This window comes from Vagococcus sp. JNUCC 83, assembly GCF_053667615.1.
On record NZ_CM132204.1, the window covers coordinates 1,510,531 to 1,532,107 of the forward strand.

At 33.6% G+C, this 21,577-nt stretch carries 19 protein-coding genes and 1 tRNA gene; 2 read left to right on the top strand and 18 right to left on the bottom strand.

Annotation, left to right across the window (positions count from 1 at the left end; translation table 11 throughout):
• Nucleotides 1-2 precede the first annotated feature (2 nt).
• The 10 genes from JNUCC83_RS07285 to JNUCC83_RS07330 all read right to left on the bottom strand — a co-directional run bounded on the left by JNUCC83_RS07285 (nucleotide 3) and on the right by JNUCC83_RS07330 (nucleotide 9,073).
• A tRNA-Leu gene (locus JNUCC83_RS07285) sits at nucleotides 3-88 on the bottom strand.
• 58 nt (nucleotides 89-146) lie between these two features.
• Nucleotides 147-590 (bottom strand): SprT family protein, encoded by a 444-nt coding sequence (locus JNUCC83_RS07290; protein ID WP_454459395.1) that lies wholly within the window; start codon nucleotides 588-590, stop codon nucleotides 147-149.
• A 12-nt stretch (nucleotides 591-602) separates the two neighbouring features.
• Nucleotides 603-2,777, bottom strand: coding sequence for a Tex family protein (locus JNUCC83_RS07295; RefSeq protein ID WP_454459396.1), 2,175 nt, complete (start codon nucleotides 2,775-2,777; stop codon nucleotides 603-605).
• A 2-nt stretch (nucleotides 2,778-2,779) separates the two neighbouring features.
• On the bottom strand, nucleotides 2,780-4,699 hold the full coding sequence (locus tag JNUCC83_RS07300; protein WP_454459397.1) for a coiled-coil domain-containing protein: 1,920 nt from the start codon (nucleotides 4,697-4,699) through the stop codon (nucleotides 2,780-2,782).
• A gap of 81 nt (nucleotides 4,700-4,780) precedes the next feature.
• A complete protein-coding gene (locus JNUCC83_RS07305) occupies nucleotides 4,781-5,167 on the bottom strand; it encodes a DUF1149 family protein (protein ID WP_454459398.1) in 387 nt (128 codons plus the stop codon).
• A gap of 118 nt (nucleotides 5,168-5,285) precedes the next feature.
• On the bottom strand, nucleotides 5,286-5,996 hold the full coding sequence (locus JNUCC83_RS07310) for a beta/alpha barrel domain-containing protein (RefSeq protein WP_454459399.1): 711 nt from the start codon (nucleotides 5,994-5,996) through the stop codon (nucleotides 5,286-5,288).
• 55 nt (nucleotides 5,997-6,051) lie between these two features.
• Nucleotides 6,052-6,681 (bottom strand): glycoside hydrolase family 73 protein, encoded by a 630-nt coding sequence (locus tag JNUCC83_RS07315; RefSeq protein WP_454459400.1) that lies wholly within the window; start codon nucleotides 6,679-6,681, stop codon nucleotides 6,052-6,054.
• A 7-nt stretch (nucleotides 6,682-6,688) separates the two neighbouring features.
• Nucleotides 6,689-7,423 carry a M15 family metallopeptidase gene (locus tag JNUCC83_RS07320; RefSeq protein ID WP_454459401.1) on the bottom strand — a complete coding sequence of 245 codons (735 nt, stop codon included), beginning with the start codon at nucleotides 7,421-7,423 and terminating at the stop codon, nucleotides 6,689-6,691.
• Nucleotides 7,424-7,428: 5 nt separating this feature from the next.
• A complete protein-coding gene (locus tag JNUCC83_RS07325; protein WP_454459402.1) occupies nucleotides 7,429-7,989 on the bottom strand; it encodes a hypothetical protein in 561 nt (186 codons plus the stop codon).
• Nucleotides 7,990-8,110: 121 nt separating this feature from the next.
• Nucleotides 8,111-9,073: an aromatic acid exporter family protein gene (locus JNUCC83_RS07330; RefSeq protein ID WP_454459403.1), complete on the bottom strand. Its 963-nt coding sequence runs from the start codon at nucleotides 9,071-9,073 to the stop codon at nucleotides 8,111-8,113.
• Between the two features lie 122 nt (nucleotides 9,074-9,195).
• Here JNUCC83_RS07330 and JNUCC83_RS07335 point away from each other — a divergent pair, with 122 nt between their 5' ends.
• Nucleotides 9,196-9,825, top strand: coding sequence for a hypothetical protein (locus tag JNUCC83_RS07335; protein WP_454459404.1), 630 nt, complete (start codon nucleotides 9,196-9,198; stop codon nucleotides 9,823-9,825).
• A 16-nt stretch (nucleotides 9,826-9,841) separates the two neighbouring features.
• Complete coding sequence (locus JNUCC83_RS07340; RefSeq protein ID WP_454459405.1) at nucleotides 9,842-10,447, top strand: FUSC family protein; 606 nt, start codon at nucleotides 9,842-9,844, stop codon at nucleotides 10,445-10,447.
• A 134-nt stretch (nucleotides 10,448-10,581) separates the two neighbouring features.
• On the opposite strand, the gene JNUCC83_RS07345 is transcribed toward JNUCC83_RS07340, so the two are convergent.
• From JNUCC83_RS07345 to JNUCC83_RS07380, 8 genes are all read right to left on the bottom strand, one after another.
• Nucleotides 10,582-11,271, bottom strand: a complete 690-nt coding sequence (locus tag JNUCC83_RS07345) for a response regulator transcription factor (protein WP_454459406.1) — start codon at nucleotides 11,269-11,271, stop codon at nucleotides 10,582-10,584.
• 11 nt (nucleotides 11,272-11,282) lie between these two features.
• On the bottom strand, nucleotides 11,283-13,922 hold the full coding sequence (locus JNUCC83_RS07350) for a DUF4118 domain-containing protein (RefSeq protein WP_454459407.1): 2,640 nt from the start codon (nucleotides 13,920-13,922) through the stop codon (nucleotides 11,283-11,285).
• A 13-nt stretch (nucleotides 13,923-13,935) separates the two neighbouring features.
• On the bottom strand, nucleotides 13,936-14,463 hold the full coding sequence (locus JNUCC83_RS07355) for a potassium-transporting ATPase subunit C (protein WP_454459408.1): 528 nt from the start codon (nucleotides 14,461-14,463) through the stop codon (nucleotides 13,936-13,938).
• 11 nt (nucleotides 14,464-14,474) lie between these two features.
• On the bottom strand, nucleotides 14,475-16,526 hold the full coding sequence (gene kdpB, locus JNUCC83_RS07360) for a potassium-transporting ATPase subunit KdpB (protein WP_454459409.1): 2,052 nt from the start codon (nucleotides 16,524-16,526) through the stop codon (nucleotides 14,475-14,477).
• A 23-nt stretch (nucleotides 16,527-16,549) separates the two neighbouring features.
• Entirely contained in the window at nucleotides 16,550-18,232 is a 1,683-nt protein-coding gene (gene kdpA, locus JNUCC83_RS07365; protein ID WP_454459410.1) for a potassium-transporting ATPase subunit KdpA, read from the bottom strand.
• 4 nt (nucleotides 18,233-18,236) lie between these two features.
• The gene (locus tag JNUCC83_RS07370) at nucleotides 18,237-18,311 is read right to left on the bottom strand and encodes a potassium-transporting ATPase subunit F (RefSeq protein ID WP_454461343.1); all 75 of its coding nucleotides are present in this window, start codon (nucleotides 18,309-18,311) and stop codon (nucleotides 18,237-18,239) included.
• Between the two features lie 266 nt (nucleotides 18,312-18,577).
• Entirely contained in the window at nucleotides 18,578-19,414 is an 837-nt protein-coding gene (gene licT / locus JNUCC83_RS07375; RefSeq protein ID WP_454459411.1) for a BglG family transcription antiterminator LicT, read from the bottom strand.
• A gap of 109 nt (nucleotides 19,415-19,523) precedes the next feature.
• Entirely contained in the window at nucleotides 19,524-21,407 is a 1,884-nt protein-coding gene (locus JNUCC83_RS07380) for a beta-glucoside-specific PTS transporter subunit IIABC (RefSeq protein ID WP_454459412.1), read from the bottom strand.
• Nucleotides 21,408-21,577 lie beyond the last annotated feature (170 nt).

The window sequence follows — 21,577 nt, forward strand, 5'->3', positions numbered from 1 at the left end:
TATGCGAGAAAAGGGACTTGAACCCTCACGAAGAATACTCTTCACAAGATCCTTAGTCTTGCTCGTCTGCCAATTCCGACATTCTCGCTAATCGTAGTGTTATTCTACCATAAAATACTAGTCATTTTCTACTATAAATTTATTTATTACGATAAATAGACTAATTTCCCACCACATTGACAACGGTAGTTTACTAAATTTAAACGTTTTTTTCGTTGAAATTGTTGATGACACTGACAGCATTCAATCATGTAACTTTTTCTTTGTAATTTTTCACGCAGTGGTGGAGTAAACCTTAAGCCATTCACTTGCTTCAATAGTTCTTTAAAGTCTTTATCTTTATGCTGATAGCCTTTATTTTCTAGATGCAAATGGTAATGACATAGCTCATGTTTGATAATACCTATCAATATACGTTCATCATAACTTTCTAAAATGGCTGGATTAAAATCTAACTGGTGGGTTGATAAATGATATCTCCCACCAGTTGTTTTTAATCGTTTATTAAATGACGCTTGATGATTAAATGGTTTGTTAAAATAGTCTAATGAAATTTTTTCCACTAGTTTTTGCAGATCTTCATCTAACATCTTTGTCACTCCTTATTTTGACGTTGGTTCAATCATCGATAGAGTAATTCGTTGTTTTTGTACATCCACATCCATAATCCAAACAGTCACCACATCACCTACAGCTACAACATCAGTCGGATGTTTTATATATGACTGACTTAATTTTGAAATATGTACTAACCCATCTTGTTTCACACCAATATCAACAAACGCACCAAAATCTACAACATTTCGTACAGTTCCTTCAAGTTGCATACCCGGTTTTAAGTCTTCCATTTTTAAAATGTCTTTTCTTAGAAGAGGCGCTGCTAAATCATCACGCATATCCCGTCCAGGCTGTCTTAATGCGTTAATCACATCTTTTAATGTCTCTTTACCTACTGAAAGTGACTCACTCATTTTATCAATCAATACGTTTTCCAGAATACTATTCGTTTCTTCTGTACCAATACTAGATATATCAATTGATAATTCTGATAATAATTGTTTAACTAAGCCATAGCTTTCCGGATGGATACCAGTTGTATCTAAAATATTTTTTGCATTTGGTATTCTTAAAAATCCAACTGATTGTTCATAAGCTTTTGGCCCCAATCTTGGGACTTTTTTTAGACTTGTTCGGCTAGTAAATTCACCATTTTCTTCACGATAAATCACAATATTTTTAGCTGTCGTTTTATTTAACCCAGCAACGTGTTGCAACAATTGCGCACTTGCCGTATTGACATTAACACCCACTTGGTTAACAACCATTTCAACCACAAAATCCAATTGCTCACCTAATCGTTTTTGTGACACATCATGTTGGTATTGTCCCACTCCAACTGCTTTTGGATCAATTTTTACTAACTCTGCTAACGGATCTTGTAATCGTCGACCGATACTAACCGCACTTCTTTCTTCAACTTGTAAATCAGGGAACTCTTCTCTAGCTACATCGCTGGCTGAATAAACTGACGCACCGGCTTCATTAACGATGACGTAATAAACACTGTCGCTCATCTCTTTCAAACATTCTGAAACAAAAGCTTCTGATTCCCGACTAGCTGTTCCATTTCCAATTGCAACCATCTCAACCCTATATTCTTCCAATAATTTTATAAATTCTGGTTTCGCTGCTGCTCGTTTTTGTGCATTAGCTGGCTTATGTGGATAAATTACATGAACGGCTAATAATTTTCCTGTTGGATCAACAATTGCTAATTTACAACCCGTACGATAAGCCGGATCAAACCCAAGCACTACTTTTCCTTTTAAAGGAGGTTGTAACAATAGATTTTTTAGATTCTCGCCAAAGATTGTAATAGCTTGCTCATCAGCTTTTTCTGTTAATTCATTGCGTATTTCTCTTTCAATTGCAGGACCAATAAAACGTTTATAGCTATCTTCATACGCTGAACGAATATAAGGTGTGGCAATACTCGATTCATTTTTTATTAAATGACGTTCAAAATACTGAAAAACTCTATTACTATCAATTTCAATAGCAACTTTCAACACGCCCTCTTTTTCTCCACGATTTGTCGCAAGAACGCGATGTGATACCATCTTTTTCATTGGCTCTGAAAAATCATAGTACATTTCATACACACTTTTTTCATCCAATGATTTATCTTTCTCTTTGGTTGTATATAATCCTGTTTGCATCGTCATATTTCTTAACCATTCGCGATATGAAGGCTCATCACTAATTATCTCAGCAATAATCTCATGTGCTCCAGATAACACGTCTTCTATGATTAAAATGTTCTTTTCTTTATTTATATAGTTTTCAGCCTCTACTTCAATAGATCCTGTTTCAGGAAAAGATAGTAACCAGTTGGCGAACGGTTCTAAACCATTTTCTTTAGCAATGGTTGCTTTAGTACGTCGTTTTTGCTTAAATGGTCGATACAAATCTTCCACGCGTTGCATTTTTTTCGCTGATTGAATTTTCTTCTCGAGTTCTTTTGTTAGCTTCCCTTGCTCACTAATTAAACGAATCACTTCTTCTTTTCGTTTAACTAACCCTTCAATATATGCATGTCTTTCTTCAATTTCTCGAATTTCTACCTCATCTAAGCTACCTGTTTGTTCTTTACGATAGCGAGCAATAAAAGGAACCGTATTTCCTTCACTTAATAAGTGCAATACGGTATCAATTTGTTTTCTACTTATATTTGGTAATTCTTTTTCTAAAATTTCAAAAACTTGTGTGTCTGGCATAATTAATCATTCGTCTCCCCATCAAAAAAATGCTTACTTGATTTAAAATAACGTCTCTCTAAATAATCAGATAACGCTTGATACGCTTTTAAGCGCAATAAAACTTCCTTATCCATAATAACATATTTTTTTGATAGTAATGGTATCTTAACAAGATTTTCTAACTCTTCAAAGAATTCACCTGATTCTGACACATAGACCTCACTCCAAGCTAATTCACTTTCGCCTGTTGCATTTACCTGCATTATATTAGCCTGATACCAACGATATTCTAAAAATTTTAATGATAGACGATACTCTCGGTATTCTTCAACCGGTACTTTTACGTCAACTGTTTCGGCATCATCTGCTTTTTGAAATAATTTCAATATACCTTGATCATCATAACGTTTTTTTCGTTTGTCTTCTATATTATCAAAGACCGTTTTGGAATGCTCATCCATACCTTCTTCTTGTTCTTCAACCAACGTTTGATCAACAAACTTTTGCAAATATGCCACTCTATCACTTAATCTATTAACCTCTTTTAACAACCGTTTCATCTCATTTTGATAATAGGTATTCTCTTCGCCTAGCCTTTGATTCAATTGTCGCAAGTTAATTACATCATTTTGTAGACTTGATTGGTTCGCTTCTGAACGATTTCTTTCTTCTTCGAGATTAGACTCAGCTAATTGACTTTTATCAATCCATTTTTTTAACTTTTTCTCAAGCTCCCAGTAAGAACTTTTTTGTTCTTCAAGTTGTTCGCTTATATTTTCTTTTTCCATTGCCAATTTATCTAGTTGATTTTGAACAGATTCTTTTTCAAATTTAATTTCTTGTATTAAAACTACTTGTTCATTTTTTTCAATCGTTAATTCATCAATCGTTGCTTGCATTTTAAATTCTGTTGTGGATGCCATAACGAGTTGTTGTTCTTGATAAGCGATGGTTGATTCAAATTCTTTAGTGTCTTGTTGGAGTTGTTCTCGTAGTGCATCTTTTTCTATTTTTTCTTGTTCAAGATTTTCAGACAATTCTTTATTTTGATTTTTCAAAGAAACTAGTCTTTCTTTTAATGACTTTAATTCTTTTGACTGTTTTTCTTCTTTTTCAGCTAATATATTTTTACTATCTGACACTTTTTCTAATGTTGAAGTTAGTACTGTGTTATTTTGCTCTAAATCACTAATTAACTTATTAGCGTCTCCTAATTCTTTTGAAAGGACATTAAATTTTTGCCTGTAATCATCACTTTTATGATTGGATTGTCTCTCATTATACGAACCAACCTGAGGATTAACATTCTTACGTTCTCCATTACCAAAAGAAGTTGTTTTCTTTTGTTGAACTCGCTCTAGATTTTTTTGTAATAACTGATTTTCTTTTTCAATTAAATCTAATTGCTCCATTAGAGCTCTCTGCTCTCTATCTTGGTTTTCACTCCACTGATTCACAATTTTGTCTTGCTCCAAAAGCTTATCTTGTAAGCTTTCTATTATCATGTCTTGTTGGTCAAGTGTGTCAATATTAATCACGGGTTTATGAAAAACAGGTTCAATTGTTTCCAAAGAGTTAGTAGCCGCATAAGGCTCTGTTAATAATTCTTGCACTGTTTTAAAAAAATGTTTAATTTCAGGATCATCTAATAAGTTGTTTACACCAAAAGAAATGTATAACTTTATAAATCCAATGTCATTGATATGATAGAATGCCTTTTTTATTGGGTAAATAGCTAATACAGAATGCCAACGCTGAAAAAAAACAGTTAGCCTTTGACTAATCTGATAAGCAAATACAGGATCAAATAATACTTCTAATTGATTTATAAATTGCTTTTCTATGATAGGTTGATTTACAACAATAATAGACTTTTTACGGGGCTTTATTTTTTCTTTCTTAAATAAACGCATACTAATTTTCCCCTGTTCCTTTTCCATTATATTACCTCCGTTTTTCGTTAACTCAACTACAATGAAACTAAAAAAGTGTTGTTATACAACAACACTTTTTTAGACAATTTAGCCTTCTTGAGAAAAGTTAAGTTGTACACCAGGCTTGTCTAGTGCAATCTCTGTTACTTCATACGTTAAGCGCTCAATTAGAACAAATAAAGGATGGACTAATTCGTTCACTTCCTCAGATGTTAGATCCTCTATTTTTTCAACTTTACGACCAACAGTTTGAACAAATTGTGCCACATCTCCACTAATTGCAATATTTTCTAGTATAATTTTAAATTCAATTCTTAATCCTAAAAGTGAATTATTTTCTGGATCAATAGCCATTTCTTCTGTTATTTCAAAAGGATTTAAACTAACGTTAATAGACGTTTCTTCTGAATGGTCTTGTGGTAACGCATCATAATGGTAAGTTTGTACAAATTCTTGTTGTCTTTTTAATTCCATTTTCTTCTCTCCTAAATATCTTCTAAATTTATATTATTGATATATCTACCTTTTATATTCTACACGAATTTCCCTCATATTTAAATGTTAATCTACGTTTATTTGTACAAATTTATTTTTATTGATTAAAAAGGTCGTTTTCATTATTTTCTTCTTTCTCCACTGCACGATAGTTTTGCATCTTTTTACTAAAAAGTGCCCCGTTTGAAGGTGGAGTATAAGTAATCGCATTAGCCCCAGCTTTAATAGTTTCTAATATAGATTCCTCAGTAGGTCCTCCTGTTGCCATAATAGGAAATAACGGATATCTTTCACGAATCATACGCACAATATGCGCTGTGTGTTTTCCACCACTAACATTAAGTATCTGAACACCTGCAGCAATTTTTTCATCGATATCTGTAAATTCTGAGGTTACTGTACCAATGATTGGTATATCTATAGTCTGAGAAATATCGTAAATCGTTTCTTTAGGTGTTGGTGCATTCACAACAACACCGATTGAACCATTAGCTTCAGCAAACATGCTCATATTAACGGAACGATTTCCTTGGGTTAAGCCTCCACCTACTCCTGAAAAGACAGGGACATCGGCCGATTCGATAATTGCTTTTGTTATCGTCGGATGTGGCGTAAATGGATACACTGCAATCACAGCATCTGCATCAATATTACGAATAATTGCAATATCTGTTGAATAACAAATAGACTTAATTCGTTTTCCATAAATTTTAATGCCTGAACAATTCCTAATCACACTTGGCACATGAATGATATCTTTTCTTAAATTCGTCACAATTTCAGGTGCAATTCTTTTTTCTCGATGCATAATAATTTCTCCTCCAAAATAAATTGAACTTTAATATAAATATTAAAGTTCAATTTTAATGATCGTATTGATCTAATTTGTATTGATTAATAAGCGCTATTAATTTTTCCGCATATCCTGGGTCTGTTGCATACCCGGCAACTTGAAGAGCTTTAGCGGCAGTTTGATAATCATCTGCCAAAAGAACACCTTGATACAAATAAGGGTCCCAATCAACGCCTTGTACAAATAATAGTGTATGATCTCTAATGCAATCAGACCAACTTGCATAAACTTTAAAATTCGCTTTAATACTCACCCATTTGCCATCTTTATATTCTTTGGTTTCAAGTTTAACCGAATGATCATTGGGACTAAATGATTTTATGCCAAATAAATTATTATACTTTGCACTTAATTCACTTGTTCCCCAATCAGACTCTAAAATAGCTTGAGCCAAAATGATACTGGGCATGATTCCATGACTGGTCTGCATTTCTTTAGCTACTGGAACAATATCATCAATAAAAGCTTGTTTATTTGTTGTATTAGTTGAATCAGATTGAGTCTCAACGGTTGGATTGCTCAACCCCCTTAGACTCAATAAAAAAACAACAATACTAACAAACAATAATAACATTCCTAAAAGTATAGGCAACGTCATCTTTCTAGAATAGCTATTTTTTCTTGTGTATTTTTTCGCCATAAATTACCTACTTTTTAATCATTTCAACATATTCTTCTAACGACAAATTATGCTTCTTCATATATAAGGCATTGGCTTTACCAACATAACGAATATGCCAAGGCTCATAGTTAATTCCCGTGATTTTTTCTTTGCCTTTTTCGTATCGAACAATAAATCCATAATCACAAGAGTGTGCTTCAATCCATTTTCCCGCAGGCGTATCCCCAAACTCTCCCTCTAACATGTTTCCTTGGTTATACCAATCTTGTTCTAAAATATCAATTGCTAATCCAGTATGATGCTCGCTTAATCCTGGCTCAGTTAAATATTCCATTGCTTTCTTCTTAGCTTCTTCATCAGACAATCCTTGAGATTTATATGAAGCAATGTCTCGATTAACGATTGCCGTTTGTTCTGCCACTGAGCGATAACCAGAAATCGTGATAATTTTATAGTTTTCTTTATTAGCCGCATCTACTAATTCATTGAATGCACTAAAAATTCTACTGTCTATTTTTTCACCATTAGGTAATTCTTTTAAACTCGTTGGTTCTTTTTCAATTTTGTTATCTTTATTTACTAAAATCAAATCCCAATCGGTCACTTTACCTGGATAAATAGCTTTCGTTTCAATTTTTGACACCTTATTACCCTTTGTATTTTCTGCTTTTTCTACTACTTCCTGGCTGCCCCCAGCTTTGAACCATACTCCTAAAACAATGAAGCAACAGATAATACCAACAAATATTTTTTTAGCCATTAGGCCTAATCATTCCTTTTATCTTCGCCATTTTCTTCAGCGTAAGTGTCCGTTAAATTTTCATCTAGCCATTCCAACAAGTCGACTTTTGATTCTTCTATCTGTTGTTGAACAATTCCTGGCATGAAAAACTCTAAAATATCATCATACCCCCACTCGCCATAATTCATGACCACACGAAGTACGACAACATGTTTTTGCGGGGCATTTAATAATTCTTGGTTACTAAAACGTTGTTGGGTGATAAGTTCTACATTAGCCACACCTGATTTTATCCATGTATTGGCTATCACTGTTTTAAGTCGTTTGTATTCGACACTTGCGTAATTTCTTTTTTCTGGAAACATAATTGTCTGGCTAACTATTTTATGTAGCAACATCCATTCATAATCAGAAAATAAATTTTTTATTTTTTGCATTTTATCTTTAGGTAATTGTGCTATACCTTTTTTCCAATCAGACCACGTCTCAATTGGTAACTCTAAAATATTTTTACAAAATACGTCTTCACTAATAAATTGATCTCTTATACGGTCTAACATAATATTAACCATTGCTTGATGCATAATACGTCATCCTCTTTTCTATAATTAAATCAATACAAGATATAATATCACATACTATTCTACTATATTTGGAAAGAGTTTTGAATTAAATACATTGATTGGTTCAATAAGTTTAGAAAAACTACAACATTTTTTCATTCATTTGACTAAAATTCACTTTAATATCAATAAATGTTTGAATTTGTAACAACAATTGATACAATTTTGCCCGATTCTCAAATTCTGTCCGAGTTTTTGGTAATGGTTTGGTTTCATACATTTGAAATACCTCTAAGACATTTTCTTTTAAAGCCAAGCCATCATTATTCTCATCGTAGGTTTCTGAAATATTTAACAATAATTGCTCTACACTTTCGGATACGTCTTTGTCAACAGAGATTTGCTTAATTAAACTATTCATGTCTTCTAATGTTTCAAATTGTCTTAATCTCATATTAAAATAACTTAAATAATATTCGTCTTGAGATAGTAATTGATTGTCCATATGACGTTTTGATAATTGTTTTCCTTGTTTAATGGATTTGGACAATCCCTCTAATAAAGCATTACACTCATTAGAAACATCTTTTCGATACAATAGTTCAGAAAATTGTTGTAATAATTTTTGGATAGTCTGGTCAACCACTTGTTTATTATTTTCTATATCCTCTTTAACACTAGGCATATGTAAATTCGCAATCAGTGCTAAAGTAATTCCGATTAACAATAAACCAAAGGCATTTAATATTAACCAAGGAGCCATGGATTTTTCATTTAAAAAGTGCGTCATTAAAACTGAGTTAATTGGGACGATTTCAGGCATTTTCCATTTTCCAGCAATAGGAATATAAAATAATAATAACAAACAATAAGCTAATGGGTTATAACCCACCACGTGATACCAAAAAAATGCCATAATAGTCGCTAACATAAATGCTAGAATTCTTCCTACACCAATTTTGACAGATGAGCGTTTTGTATTTGTGACACTTAATATCGCCACAACACCGGCTGTTGAAGCATATTTAAATCCTAAAATGGTGGCAATCCATATCCCTAAAGATGCTGTAATTGCCGTTTTTATCGTGCGTAATCCAATTTTCATACTACTCCTCTTTTCACAAGTTTATCTTTATTCTATTTAAAGTCAAAATTTGTTTCTCGTCAAATACTAGAAAATTAACGCCGTATCGTTTATCATAAGATTATATTGAGGAGGATTGTATTATGACGAGAATCAAACCATTTATTACAGTGTGTATACTCTTGTTCACTTTAAGTGCGTGTGGTATCACACAAGAATTAGACCAATCAGTAACTGTTACTAATAATATTAATCAACAATTAAAAGAAGAAAAACAAACGATTTCCTCTTTAAATGAACTGATTGAAACATTCCCATCAACGTATGATAAAGAAGTTCATGAAGAACACCTAACTGATATATTAAACAACTCTACTAGTAAGTTAAACAAAAGTTACAATGAACGAGAAGAAATGTTATCAACACTTAAGAAGGATAATAAAGCAATCAAATCGTACAATAAAGAGCTTAAAGGAATAATTGCTAAAAAGGCTGTAGACGTAGATAACACAAAACTTATTGCTATTCAAGGAAGCTTAGATATTATTATTAATAATATCGAGTCATTGCAGCTCTACTTGGAATCAAGTCTATCGCAAGAAAAAGAATTATATGAAGATATAACTGTTGAAACAGCAGATGCTTTATTTTCTGCTATTGATAGGGCAAATGGAGCAACATTACTTGTAACAAACGAAACGTTGCAAAACATTTCATATACGACAAACTTAATTAATAATTATCAAAAAGCTGTTCCCTCAAATCATAAATAGGAGGCTGATTATCTAGATGGTTATTGGAAAATATCGAATTGGCCTTAGAACTTTAAAAACTGCCATTGCTGTTATGTGTTGTATTGTCTTTTTTCATCTTACCCACCGAGGGTCACCCATGGTAGCAACACTTGCTGCCGTTTTTGCTTTAAGAGAAGATATGTCAACAACCATGAGTTTTGGAAAATCTAGAATATTAGGAAATACTATTGGTGGGATTTGCGGGATTTTATATTATATTTGTTTATTGAAATTACCTAATCAATCAATCGGAGAAATTTTTTTAGTCCCATTTTTTGTTCTAATTACTATTACTGTCTCCATTCGTTTAAACAATCAAAAGGGAATTATCGGTGCTGTTGCCACTCTTTTATTTTTATGCTTTTCTATTCCAAAAACAAGCTCTTTTACTTACGCAATAGAGAGGGTCATTGATACATTTATTGGTACTTTTTTTGCCATCGTATGGAATTACCTCATCAAATCACCACTTGAGGACAAAGAAGAAACTCTTGAAGATAAAAAAGAGGCGTTAGAAGAAAAAAAACAAGAAGTCATAACATTAGAAAAAGAAATAGCAGACTTAGAAAAAGTCGTACCACCAGACACACCATACGATTAAAAGAGGCTGACCCAAAAGTAACTTTTTCAATCAAAATCACTTAACTATCAAAATAGAAATCCCATGAAATCAACGTTGTAATTAACGGATTTCATGGGATTTTTTATATTCTAATACTTTTAGGTCAGCCTCTTTTAATTTTGTTCTAGCATACGATAACCAATTCCAATTTCAGTCATAATATATTCTGGTTCAAGTGGGTTGTCTTCAATTTTTTTTCTGATATTCGACATATTGACACGCAGTGTTTTACTTTCATTTGTATATGGCCCCCATACTTTTTTAGATATAAATGAATGCGTCAATACTTTACCCATATTTTCAGCTAACAGTTGCACAATTTTATACTCATTTGGTGTCAAGTGAATCTCTTGACCTCGTTTACTAACTAAATGTTTTTCAACATCAATGCACAAATCGCCATTTATCAATTGCTTCATTGCACTGGTTGCATTATTCACTTGATTGTAGTGCCTTAAAGTTGTTCTAATCCTAGCAAGAAGTTCTGGTGTCCCAAAAGGTTTAGTAATATAATCATCTGCTCCTTCATCTAATGCTTCTACCTTTACTCGCTCATCATCTCTAGCTGAGATAACAATCACAGGCACCCCACTATCTTTTCTAATTTGTTTCAACAACTCTAATCCATCTTGATCCGGCAATCCTAAATCTAACAAAATTAAATCCATTGGCCACATTCGATAGGTGGATAAACCTTCTAATGCAGAGTGTGCAACATATGTTGTATAAGCTTTTTTTTCTAAAACTGCTTTCATGAAATCAGCAATCACTTGATCATCTTCTATAATTAATACAGTTGGCATACTAATTCCTTTCATTTTAGAGGCAGTGTAAATGAAAAAATCACGCCGCCTTCTGGATTTTTGTCTACAGATAACTGTCCATCATGTGCCATAACGATGGTTTTAACAATCGATAATCCAATTCCCATTCCATTTTTTGAATCAATCGGCGTCTCCTGTCTTGTCGACTCATTTAGGAGATACGAGCGCTGTTCATCACTCATACCAATTCCGTTATCTTTCACACTAAAACGAACAGCGTCTGGTAATGACGTCACATCAAAATAAATCGGTGTGTCACTCTTTGAATGTTTGATAGCATTTTCGATTAAATTAAACAAGACTTGTTCAATTAAAATGGCGTCCATTGGCACAAAGAGAAAGTCATCTGGCAAATGACTAATGACAACACTCCCAGGGTAACTTTTTTTAATACGTTGAAGAGCTATTGAAGCTACTTCCTCTACTGCTTCTTCTTGTTTTTTTACTTTCATGGTTTCTTCGTTAATGCGAGTGACTGATAATAAGTTCTCTACCATGCGAATGAGCCAGTCTGCATCTTCTTGGACACCCTGTAATAACTTCAAATTCATTGCAATATGACAATCATTCGAATTTAAATCATTAATCACTGTTTCAACTGACCCTGATATACCTGTTAAAGGAGTCCTTAAGTCGTGAGAAATCGCTCTAAGTAAATTCCCCCTCATTCGTTCCTTTTCACTTTCTAGTATAATACGTTGCTTATCAATGACTAAGTTATTTTGTTCAATCGCTAAAACTAACTGAGTAGAAATTAATTCTAAAAACATCACAATGTCATCTGTCATCACCTTTTGTTTATTACTTTCAATTCCCATCACTGCTAAAGTGACACCATTTGAGAGAACTGGTATGTAAAGTGCATCTGACCCCATTAACGTGTCAGTCCCGTAGCCAGCTTTTTTTTGATTAACAAACGACCAATTAGCTACAGCCAATTCATCTAATCCGCCATGGTAATCAGCATCATTTAGCACGTTTGGATTTAATATTTCTTCACCATATAAGACTACTCGACGACTTAACGTATCTGATAAATAACGAGCCGTTACGTTTAGTATTTCTTTTTTAGTATGAACAGATAAAAACTTTTTATTTAATTCATATAATATTTCTAGTTGTTGTTCACGCTTTATTGCATAAGTTGCCTGACGTTTTATTTGTATCATTAAATTACTGATTAATAGTGCAACAAATAGCATAATAACCATCGTTAAAATGTACCCTTCTTTGTACACACTTAACGAAAATAATGGTGGTACAAAAAACCAGTTAAAAACTAAAACACTTAAAACAGAAGACACAATAGACCAAATATACCCCTTAGTTAAGCGTGCAATTAAAATAACGTAAAGAATATACACTAAAATTATATTTTGATCCCCTATTTTTAAATAAGTTCCTACTTCCGAAAAGGCTGTTGCTAATAACAATCCGACTAATGTTACATAAAAATCACGCCAATAAAAATCTACTGATCGATTCTTTTTTTCTTTATTAAAATCATTGACGATGTATTTTTGTGATTTATATGGAACTAAATGAATATCCACATCCGGTAAAAAAGTCATCAGCTCATCTTCTAAAGGAGTCCTATAAAAACGGATAAACTTTGAACGATTGATCAATTTTCCCATGACTAAATCCGTCACATTTCTTTTTTTAGTAAAAGTCACTACAGTTTCTAAGTAATGGTCGCTTTCGACAACAACCACTTCGGCTCCTAGTTTTTTAGCTAACTTCGCACTATCAGACTCATCATGATCAGAAAGGTCCTCTACGATTTCTAAAGCTAACCATTCACTGCCAAGTGCTGTAGCAAGTCGTGACGTCCAACGTAAACACTTTTCAGTCATACCACGGTTTCTGTTATCGATTAATGTGAGCATTTTGGTATGAATACCTGTTGGTTTCACCATCTCTTGCTGATTCATCACATTTATATGATCTGAAGCTCGGCGAATGGCAATGCCACGTAATACCGACAAATTCTCAGGTTTAAAAAAATTAGATATCGCTTTTTTTGCATTTAATTCCGTATAAATTTTTCCATGCTCTAATCTATCAATAAGCTCTTCAGGTTCAATATCAATCACCTTTATTGAACTATTATCAAAAAAAGTATCTGGCACTGTTTCATGAACTTTGACACCTGTTAACGTTTCAACAATGTCATTCAAGCTTTCAATGTGCTGGACATTAACCGTTGTATAAACATCAATCCCTGCCTTTAGCAACTCTTCAATATCTTGGTACCTTTTTTTATTTCGAGCCCCTGGTGCGTTGGTATGTGCCAACTCATCCACTAAAATGACATCAGGATGCTGCCTTAAAGCCTCATCTATATCAAATTCGTTCAACGTCATTCCTTTATAATGTATGGTTTTAGTGGGTAATACTGACAAGCCTTCAACTAATTTTTTTGTTTCAGGTCGCGCATGTGGCTCTATATATCCTAGAAGCACATTTTTACCCTCATCTTGTAATTCATGTGCTTCCTTTAGCATCGCATAGGTTTTCCCTACACCTGCTGCATACCCGAAAAATACTTTTAATTTTGCTTGGTTCTGGCGCTCTTCTGTTTTTTTTACCTTTTCAAGTATGTCTTGTGGATTCTGCCTCTCATCCATTGTTTAACCACCTTTATGTCATGTCATCTAACGTGAGGTTTACCTTTAAAACATTCACTCGTTTTTCAGTTGTGCCACTAATAGAACCGCCTTCTGTATAATTAGTGATTACTTTTTTGACATTTTCTGCAGAGATTCCTCTAGCTTTTGCAATTCGCTCAGCTTGAAACATAGCAGATGCTAATGAAATATGTGGGTCTACGCCACTAGCACTTGCAGTCACTAAATCGACTGGGACATTTTCCCCAACTTCTTCCACACGACTAGCAACTAACTCTTTTTGTTCGTCTGATACTGGGGAAAGTTGACTTACTTCTTGAGGTCGACCATGTAAATACTTATCTTCTGTAAACGACTGACCTATCAAACTTGATCCTACTGTCACTTTTTGTCCATCTACCTCTTTTGTGATTAAACTGCCATTGGCTTTATCGCTAAAAAATGTTTGGCCAATCACTGTAACAACTGATGTATATAATACACCACATATTAGCGTAAAAATCAACACTCCTTTAAGAGAAGTGATAATTATTTTTTTCATGTTCCTTCCTCCTAAAACATAACTAATGTCAACAGCATATCAATGAGTTTTATTGCTATAAATGGAGCAATAATTCCACCAAGCCCATACACAAGTAAATTATGACTTAATATTTTGTTAGCTGGTTTTTCCTTATACGATACACCTTTCAATGATAAAGGTATCAACGCAATAATAATTAACGCATTGTAAATAACTGCTGATAAAATTGCCGTTGTTGGATTTGTTAAATTCATAATATTTAGTGATTCTAGCGATGGGTAAATGCTGAAAAACAGCACTGGAATGATTGCAAAATATTTTGCAATATCATTTGCAATACTAAATGTTGTGAGTGCCCCTCTAGTCATTAAAAGCTGCTTACCAATTTTTACAATGCTAATTAACTTCGTCGGGCTTGAATCCAAATCAATCATATTTCCAGCTTCTTTTGCTGCTTGTGTTCCTGTATTCATCGCGACAGCAACGTCTGCCTGTGCAAGTGCTGGTGCATCATTGGTCCCATCCCCCGTCATGGCAACTAAGTGCCCTTTTTCTTGATAATCTTTAATTAAGCTCATTTTATTTTCTGGTGTTGCTTCAGCTAAAAAATCATCTACACCTGCTTCGGCTGCGATTGCTGCGGCTGTCATTGGATTATCTCCAGTAATCATTATGGTTTTAATCCCCATACGTCTCATATCCTCAAATTTTTCTTTCACACCATTTTTTACAATATCTTTTAAATAAATAACCCCTAATACTTGTTTATTTTTAACAACAACTAAAGGTGTTCCTCCTTCTGATGCTACTCGCTGAACTAATTTATCACACGACTCAGGATAACTACCGCCAAATGATTCGACATAAATCTTCATTGTATCGGCAGCGCCTTTGCGAATTTCGTCTCCTTGATAATCAATCCCACTCATTCTCGTTTTAGCAGTAAACTCGATAAAATTTACTTCATGATGATTTAGCTCTCGACCTCTAATATCAAATCTCTCTTTTGCTAGCACCACAATGCTTCGTCCTTCAGCTGTTTCATCTGCCAAAGAAGACAATTGTGCTGCGTCAGCTAGGTCTTCTTCTGATATACCATCAACAGGTAAAAATTCACTCGCTCGTCTATTTCCTAACGTGATTGTTCCAGTCTTATCTAATAATAAAATATCCACATCACCAGCTGCTTCAATTGCTCTCCCACTCATCGCAATCACATTTTCTTTGTTTAAACGACTCATCCCAGCAATCCCGATTGATGACACAAGTGCACCAATCGTTGTTGGTGCTAAACAAACAAGTAAGGCTATCACAGTGACAAGATTTAACATCTCACCTTGTCCTGCCAACTCACTTGAAAATTTTGTAAACGGTAATAACGTCACTGAAACGACTAAGAAAATGATCGTTAACATGATTAAAATAATTTGTAACCCTATCTCATTAGGTGTTTTCTTTCGTTCCGTTCCTTCAACCATAGAAATCATTTTATCTAAAAAAGATTCGCCGCTTTCTGATGTTACTTGTATCACTAAAAAATCAGATACAATAGTTGTTCCCCCTGTTACAGCACTTCTGTCGCCACCAGATTCACGAATAACTGGAGCCGATTCTCCAGTAATGGCACTCTCATCCACTGAAGCAGCCCCTTCAATCACATCTCCGTCCATTGGAATTTGCTCCCCGGCTTCAACATAAACCAAATCACCTTTTTTTAATTCTGATGATTTGATTGAAATAAATTGTTGTTTTGCAATGTCTTCAATACTATTAATTTTACGAGTCAACACATCTTGTTTCGCTTGTTTCAAACTTGCAGCTTGTGCTTTCCCACGACCTTCTGCAATAGCTTCAGCAAAATTGGCAAACAAAATCGTTAACCATAACACAATAGCCACCGTGAATATAAAGTAAGAACTCGCTCCTTGATCACTCATAAAACTTAAAAAATAGATAACAGTTGAAAGTACCGCACCTATATAAACGACAAGCATTACTGGATTTTGAACTTGTACACGTGGTGATAATTTTTTTACCGATGCTTTTAGGGCATCTTGAAGAATATGTTGTTTATGTTCCATGATTCATTTCCTTTCTGACTAACTTATTTCGTTAAAAAGAATTCAGCAATGGGACCTAGTGCCATAGAAGGTAAGAAACTAAGTGCGCCAATCACTAAAATAGTAATAATTAACATTACTGTAAAAGTAGTGTTGGTAGTTGATAATGTTCCTGAACTTTCAGCTACCACATTTTTTCTTCCTAAATTAGAAGCCAAAAAGATAATAGCTGTCATTGGGATAAAGCGAGAGAGTATCATAATCACTCCTCCAAGCATATTTAAAAAGACAGTATCTGTCATTAAACCAGCAAAAGCACTCCCGTTATTATTAGCTAATGATGTCAGACCATATAATATTTCAGAAAAACCATGTGGTCCAGAATTTGTTAAATAAGTCATGGCTTCAGGATGTAAAACCATCATCATCGTGCCGAGCAACGTAAGCAATAATGGGGTTAAAATTACCAAACAAGCCATCTTCATATCAAAAGGTTCAATTTTTTTCCCTAGATATTCTGGTGTTCGACCAACTAAAAGACCTGCAATGAAAATAGCTAATAAAATGAAAACAATCATGCCATATAAGCCACTTCCAGCACCACCAAAAATAATTTCTCCTAATTGCATTAAAAACATTGGAATCAATCCACCCAATGGCGTAAAACTATCAAGCATAGCATTCACTGATCCATTAGAAGCTGCGGTCGTACTAACAGCCCATAGACTTGACCATCCAATGCCAAATCGCGTTTCTTTTCCTTCCATATTCATTTGACCAATAACTTGACTATATTGTGGACCATAATATTCAGTTAATGTCACACCAATCATAGCCGCGATTAAGAAACCAAATGACACAATCATAATCGTGCGTCCTTGCTTCCAATCTTTAACAAATACCCCAAATGCAACAATTAAAGCTACAGGAATCAATAAAATTGATAGGTTTTCAATAAAGTTACTAATAACAGTTGGGTTTTCAAACGGAAAGGCTGAATTGCTTCCAAAGTAACCTCCACCATTCGTTCCTAATTGCTTAATCGCTATTTGACTAGCCACTGTTCCAAGTGGTAAAAATATTTTCTCACCTAATTCTAAACTTGTTGTTTCAACAGATGTTGCTAATGTTTGTACGACTCCTTGTGAGAGTAATATGACTGAAACAATTAATGATAAGGGAATTAAAATATACAAAATCACTCGTGTCATGTCTTGCCAAAAATTACCTAGCGTTTTTGTGTTTTTTTCTTTAAACCCTCTAAGTAGAACGTATAACACTGATATTCCAATGGCAGCTGACACAAAGTTTTGCACAGTTAAACCAATCGCTTGGCTAAAAACCGATAATGTGTTCTCTCCTGCATAAGCTTGCCAGTTTGTGTTTGTCACAAAACTTGCCGCTGTATTAAAGGCCAAAGACAAATCAAGACCTGGTAACCCTTCTGGATTTAGAGGTAACAATCCCTGACAAATTAAAATCAAAAATAACACAATAAATGAAACACCACTAAAGATTAAAACACTAAATGCATACTCTTTTCCTCGCATCGACTCTTTTGATACAGGACCCAAAAATTTATACACAATGTTTTCTATTGGTTGAACTATTTTTGTTAGTAAATTATGCTGATTCGTCATCACCTTATTTATGTATAAACCTAAAGGTATGGCGATAATAATTAACACAGCAAAGAAAATAATTTGCATCATCCATAATTGATTCATGTGACTAATCCCCCCAAAATAATTGATAAAATAAATATAAAAGTAGACTAATGGCTACAATACCCGAGATAATTATCATCAATTTTCCCTTCCTTTTTTTAAGATGTATTCATCATAACAAGCTTTTTATAAAGATAGTGTTAATCTTTAAGTGTCATCTTTATACAATCTTTACACTGATATAGATACATTTAAAGTACCCTAGATACAAGGAGGTTTTTAGATAAACTACAACACCTTCTATTAACATCTAATCACCTACCTGAGTTAAAAAAATAAAAAACCGCATTGATAGAATTTATACTATCAATACGGTTACTTATATGTGTATTTCTTTACACAGAGTCATTTGGTAGTAATGACTCTATTAATATGAATCGTTAAGTAAATTATTTCAGAATGACCAATTGAGATATCTCGTTTAGTTGATAAATAGTCTTTAATTCTTAAACTACACTGAAATGCTTGTGGGTATTTTGATTGCACTAATTCATACAAAAAATCATCTGTCTCTTCACTTAATTCATTGTTCATTAATCGTTGCACAAAGAACTGAATATGCGTAACCATTCGTTGATAATTCGTAGAATTTTCATCAAACTCACGACCAAAATATCTCCTAATAATGTTTAAAATATTTTTTACCAATTCAGTATTTTTCATCGTAGTTGTCATGTCTTGATAATCTGTCACACTATTAGCTAAATGTAGCGCTATAACACCTGCTTCTTCTTCGGTCATAGTGACACCCAATCTTTTTTCCACAATATCAATCCCCTGCATCGCTACATTAAACTCTTTTGCATAAAACTTTTTTATATCAAATAATAAAGGATTAGGTAATGATATATTTTCTTGTGCTCTTTCTATCGCATAAAACAAGTGATCTGTTAAACTTAAATAAGATTTTTCAGAATAATTATAACCAATCTCTTTTTCAGCTAATAACATAATCTCTTTTGATATTTCAATAATTTCAGGAGGAATTTTTTCAACAAGATTTTCCATCTCTTGCCTTTCACTTCCAGATTGATTCACAAACATCTTTTCAACGGCTGTTAATGAAAGTTTATCTCCTATTTTTTTATTAAAAGCAATTCCTTTTCCCATGATTACAACTTCTTGCTGATCTTTATTTTCAGAAATTACCACATTATTATTTAAAACTTTTTTTATAATCATCACTAGTGTCCTTTTCTTAAAACGTTGATATGATAATTAATCCTTGTTACATTATACATCCTATAAATAATTTTTAACAGATTTATTTATCACATCTTCCAAAACACTATTATTTTACAACAACTAATAACTCTTCACCCGATACAACATCTTGTTGATCTAATGTTAAAATGTCTAAAAATTGATCTGAATTTGTCACAACAACTGGCGTTACTACAGGTTTTCCAGCTTCTTTAATATAATCAATATCAAAGTATCCAAGTAAATCACCTTGATTTACCTTATCACCTTGTTTGGATTTAATATCAAATCCTTTGCCTTCTAATTCAACTGTATCCATCCCAATATGAATCAAAATTTCTACGCCATCTGTCGTTGTCATACCTATCGCGTGTCCGGTTGGAAATACGGTCGTTATTTCACCAGTAGCTGGAGCATACAACTCACCTACTGTTGGATTTATAGCAATACCTTTTCCTAATGCACCTGATGAGAACACTTCATCTTTCACTTCAGATAATGGAACAATTGTACCGGTTACAGGAGAAACTAATTCTTCTTTTGTTCCTGTTTGTTGAGTTGTTTTATCATTTGACGATGTATTATCAGTCCCTTGAGCGATTACTTTTTCCTCTTTATCAAAACCTATGACTATTGTTATAATAAAAGCAACCACCATAGATACAATGCTCCCTATAATTCCAGCCATCACATTTGATCCGACACCATCGATTGTACTAACAAATCCTGGTATAGACAGTATACTGATTAAACCACTGGCAAATAATTTTACGCCAGCTCCACCTATAATGGCTCCACCGACAGCCCCACCAATACAAGCTGCAATAAACGGTTTTTTTAGAGGTAACGTTACCCCATAAACAGTTGGCTCTGTAATACCAAAAACAGCAGTTAATGTACCTGATAATGCCAAAGCTTTTCTTTTTTCGTTTTTTGTTCTTAAAAATACTGCAAATGCTGCACCAGCCTGAGCTAAAACAGCCCCTAATAACATTGGAGATAGTGTATCAAAGCCATACTGTGTTAAATTATTTAAAGCAATTGGTATTAATCCCCAGTGCATACCAAACATAACAAACACTTGCCATAAACCACCCATCACAGCTCCAGCTAAAATCGGGCTAAAATTAAAGATTGCTGTATAGGCTGTTCCTAATCCTGACCCAATAATTGTTCCTAATGGGCCAATTGCTACAAATGTTAATGGTACCATAATCATAATAGTTAACATAGGAACTAAAATAATTTTTAAAAACTCTGGAACAATTTTTTTCATAAACGTTTCAACATATTTTTGTAACCAAACAAATAAAATAATTGGAATAACCGTTTGCATATATCCTGTTGGACTAATAATGACAGGAATTCCCATAAAATTCAATGAAGCTTGTTCTGAAGCCATTTGTGTAATTGAAGGATAAAGTAATGCTCCTGCAATTGACAATGCGATAAAGGGATCTGTCTTAAATTTCTTAGCAGCTGTAAATGCGACTGCAAATGGTAAAAATTGCATTAAACCATCTGATGCGGCATACAGAATTTGGTAAGTACCTGACTTATCTGTCAATACACCTGTTAATAGTAAAACAGATAATAATCCCTTTAATACCCCTGTTCCAGCTAATGCACCTAAAAATGGCGTGAACACACCTGAAATGATGTCAACAAATTTGTTAAATATATTACTATCTTTCTTTTCTTCGTCTGTAGATTCACCTAATCCTGAAATATCAAGTAACTCATTATAAACTTCAGATACTCGACTACCCACAACGACTTGATATTGTCCTCCACTTTGAACCACTTGAATCACGTCTGGAATATTTTTTATCTCCTCTGTCTTTGCAAGTGACTCGTCTTTTAATTTAAATCGCAAACGCGTGGCACAATGCACCACACTATCTACATTTTCTTTTCCCCCAACTAATTCTAAAACTTGTGTTGCTAACTCTCTATTAGAAAGCTTTGCCATGATAATTCCTCCTTACATTTTTGAATGCAAAAAAGACCTAAATTGACCAAAATAGTCTACACAAACTAATCCCAGCTATACTTACTGAGACTAACTCTGCCATTTACTATTTCATTCAATTTAGGTCTTGCCTGCCTAGCAGTTACAATCCTTTATAAAAAGATAATAAC

Excerpts from the sequence above, each read along its gene's own strand:
- JNUCC83_RS07380 (WP_454459412.1), bottom strand. The coding sequence starts at position 21,407 with ATGGCAAAGCTTTCTAATAGAGAGTTAGCAACACAAGTTTTAGAATTA.
- JNUCC83_RS07320 (WP_454459401.1), bottom strand. The coding sequence starts at position 7,423 with ATGGCTAAAAAAATATTTGTTGGTATTATCTGTTGCTTCATTGTTTTA.
- licT (WP_454459411.1), bottom strand. The coding sequence starts at position 19,414 with ATGATTATAAAAAAAGTTTTAAATAATAATGTGGTAATTTCTGAAAAT.
- JNUCC83_RS07305 (WP_454459398.1), bottom strand. The coding sequence starts at position 5,167 with ATGGAATTAAAAAGACAACAAGAATTTGTACAAACTTACCATTATGAT.
- JNUCC83_RS07345 (WP_454459406.1), bottom strand. The coding sequence starts at position 11,271 with ATGCCAACTGTATTAATTATAGAAGATGATCAAGTGATTGCTGATTTC.
- JNUCC83_RS07335 (WP_454459404.1), top strand. The coding sequence starts at position 9,196 with ATGACGAGAATCAAACCATTTATTACAGTGTGTATACTCTTGTTCACT.
- JNUCC83_RS07315 (WP_454459400.1), bottom strand. The coding sequence starts at position 6,681 with ATGGCGAAAAAATACACAAGAAAAAATAGCTATTCTAGAAAGATGACG.
- JNUCC83_RS07300 (WP_454459397.1), bottom strand. The coding sequence starts at position 4,699 with ATGGAAAAGGAACAGGGGAAAATTAGTATGCGTTTATTTAAGAAAGAA.
- kdpB (WP_454459409.1), bottom strand. The coding sequence starts at position 16,526 with ATGGAACATAAACAACATATTCTTCAAGATGCCCTAAAAGCATCGGTA.
- JNUCC83_RS07330 (WP_454459403.1), bottom strand. The coding sequence starts at position 9,073 with ATGAAAATTGGATTACGCACGATAAAAACGGCAATTACAGCATCTTTA.
- JNUCC83_RS07325 (WP_454459402.1), bottom strand. The coding sequence starts at position 7,989 with ATGCATCAAGCAATGGTTAATATTATGTTAGACCGTATAAGAGATCAA.
- JNUCC83_RS07340 (WP_454459405.1), top strand. The coding sequence starts at position 9,842 with ATGGTTATTGGAAAATATCGAATTGGCCTTAGAACTTTAAAAACTGCC.
- JNUCC83_RS07350 (WP_454459407.1), bottom strand. The coding sequence starts at position 13,922 with ATGGATGAGAGGCAGAATCCACAAGACATACTTGAAAAGGTAAAAAAA.
- kdpA (WP_454459410.1), bottom strand. The coding sequence starts at position 18,232 with ATGAATCAATTATGGATGATGCAAATTATTTTCTTTGCTGTGTTAATT.
- JNUCC83_RS07310 (WP_454459399.1), bottom strand. The coding sequence starts at position 5,996 with ATGCATCGAGAAAAAAGAATTGCACCTGAAATTGTGACGAATTTAAGA.
- JNUCC83_RS07355 (WP_454459408.1), bottom strand. The coding sequence starts at position 14,463 with ATGAAAAAAATAATTATCACTTCTCTTAAAGGAGTGTTGATTTTTACG.
- JNUCC83_RS07295 (WP_454459396.1), bottom strand. The coding sequence starts at position 2,777 with ATGCCAGACACACAAGTTTTTGAAATTTTAGAAAAAGAATTACCAAAT.
- JNUCC83_RS07290 (WP_454459395.1), bottom strand. The coding sequence starts at position 590 with ATGTTAGATGAAGATCTGCAAAAACTAGTGGAAAAAATTTCATTAGAC.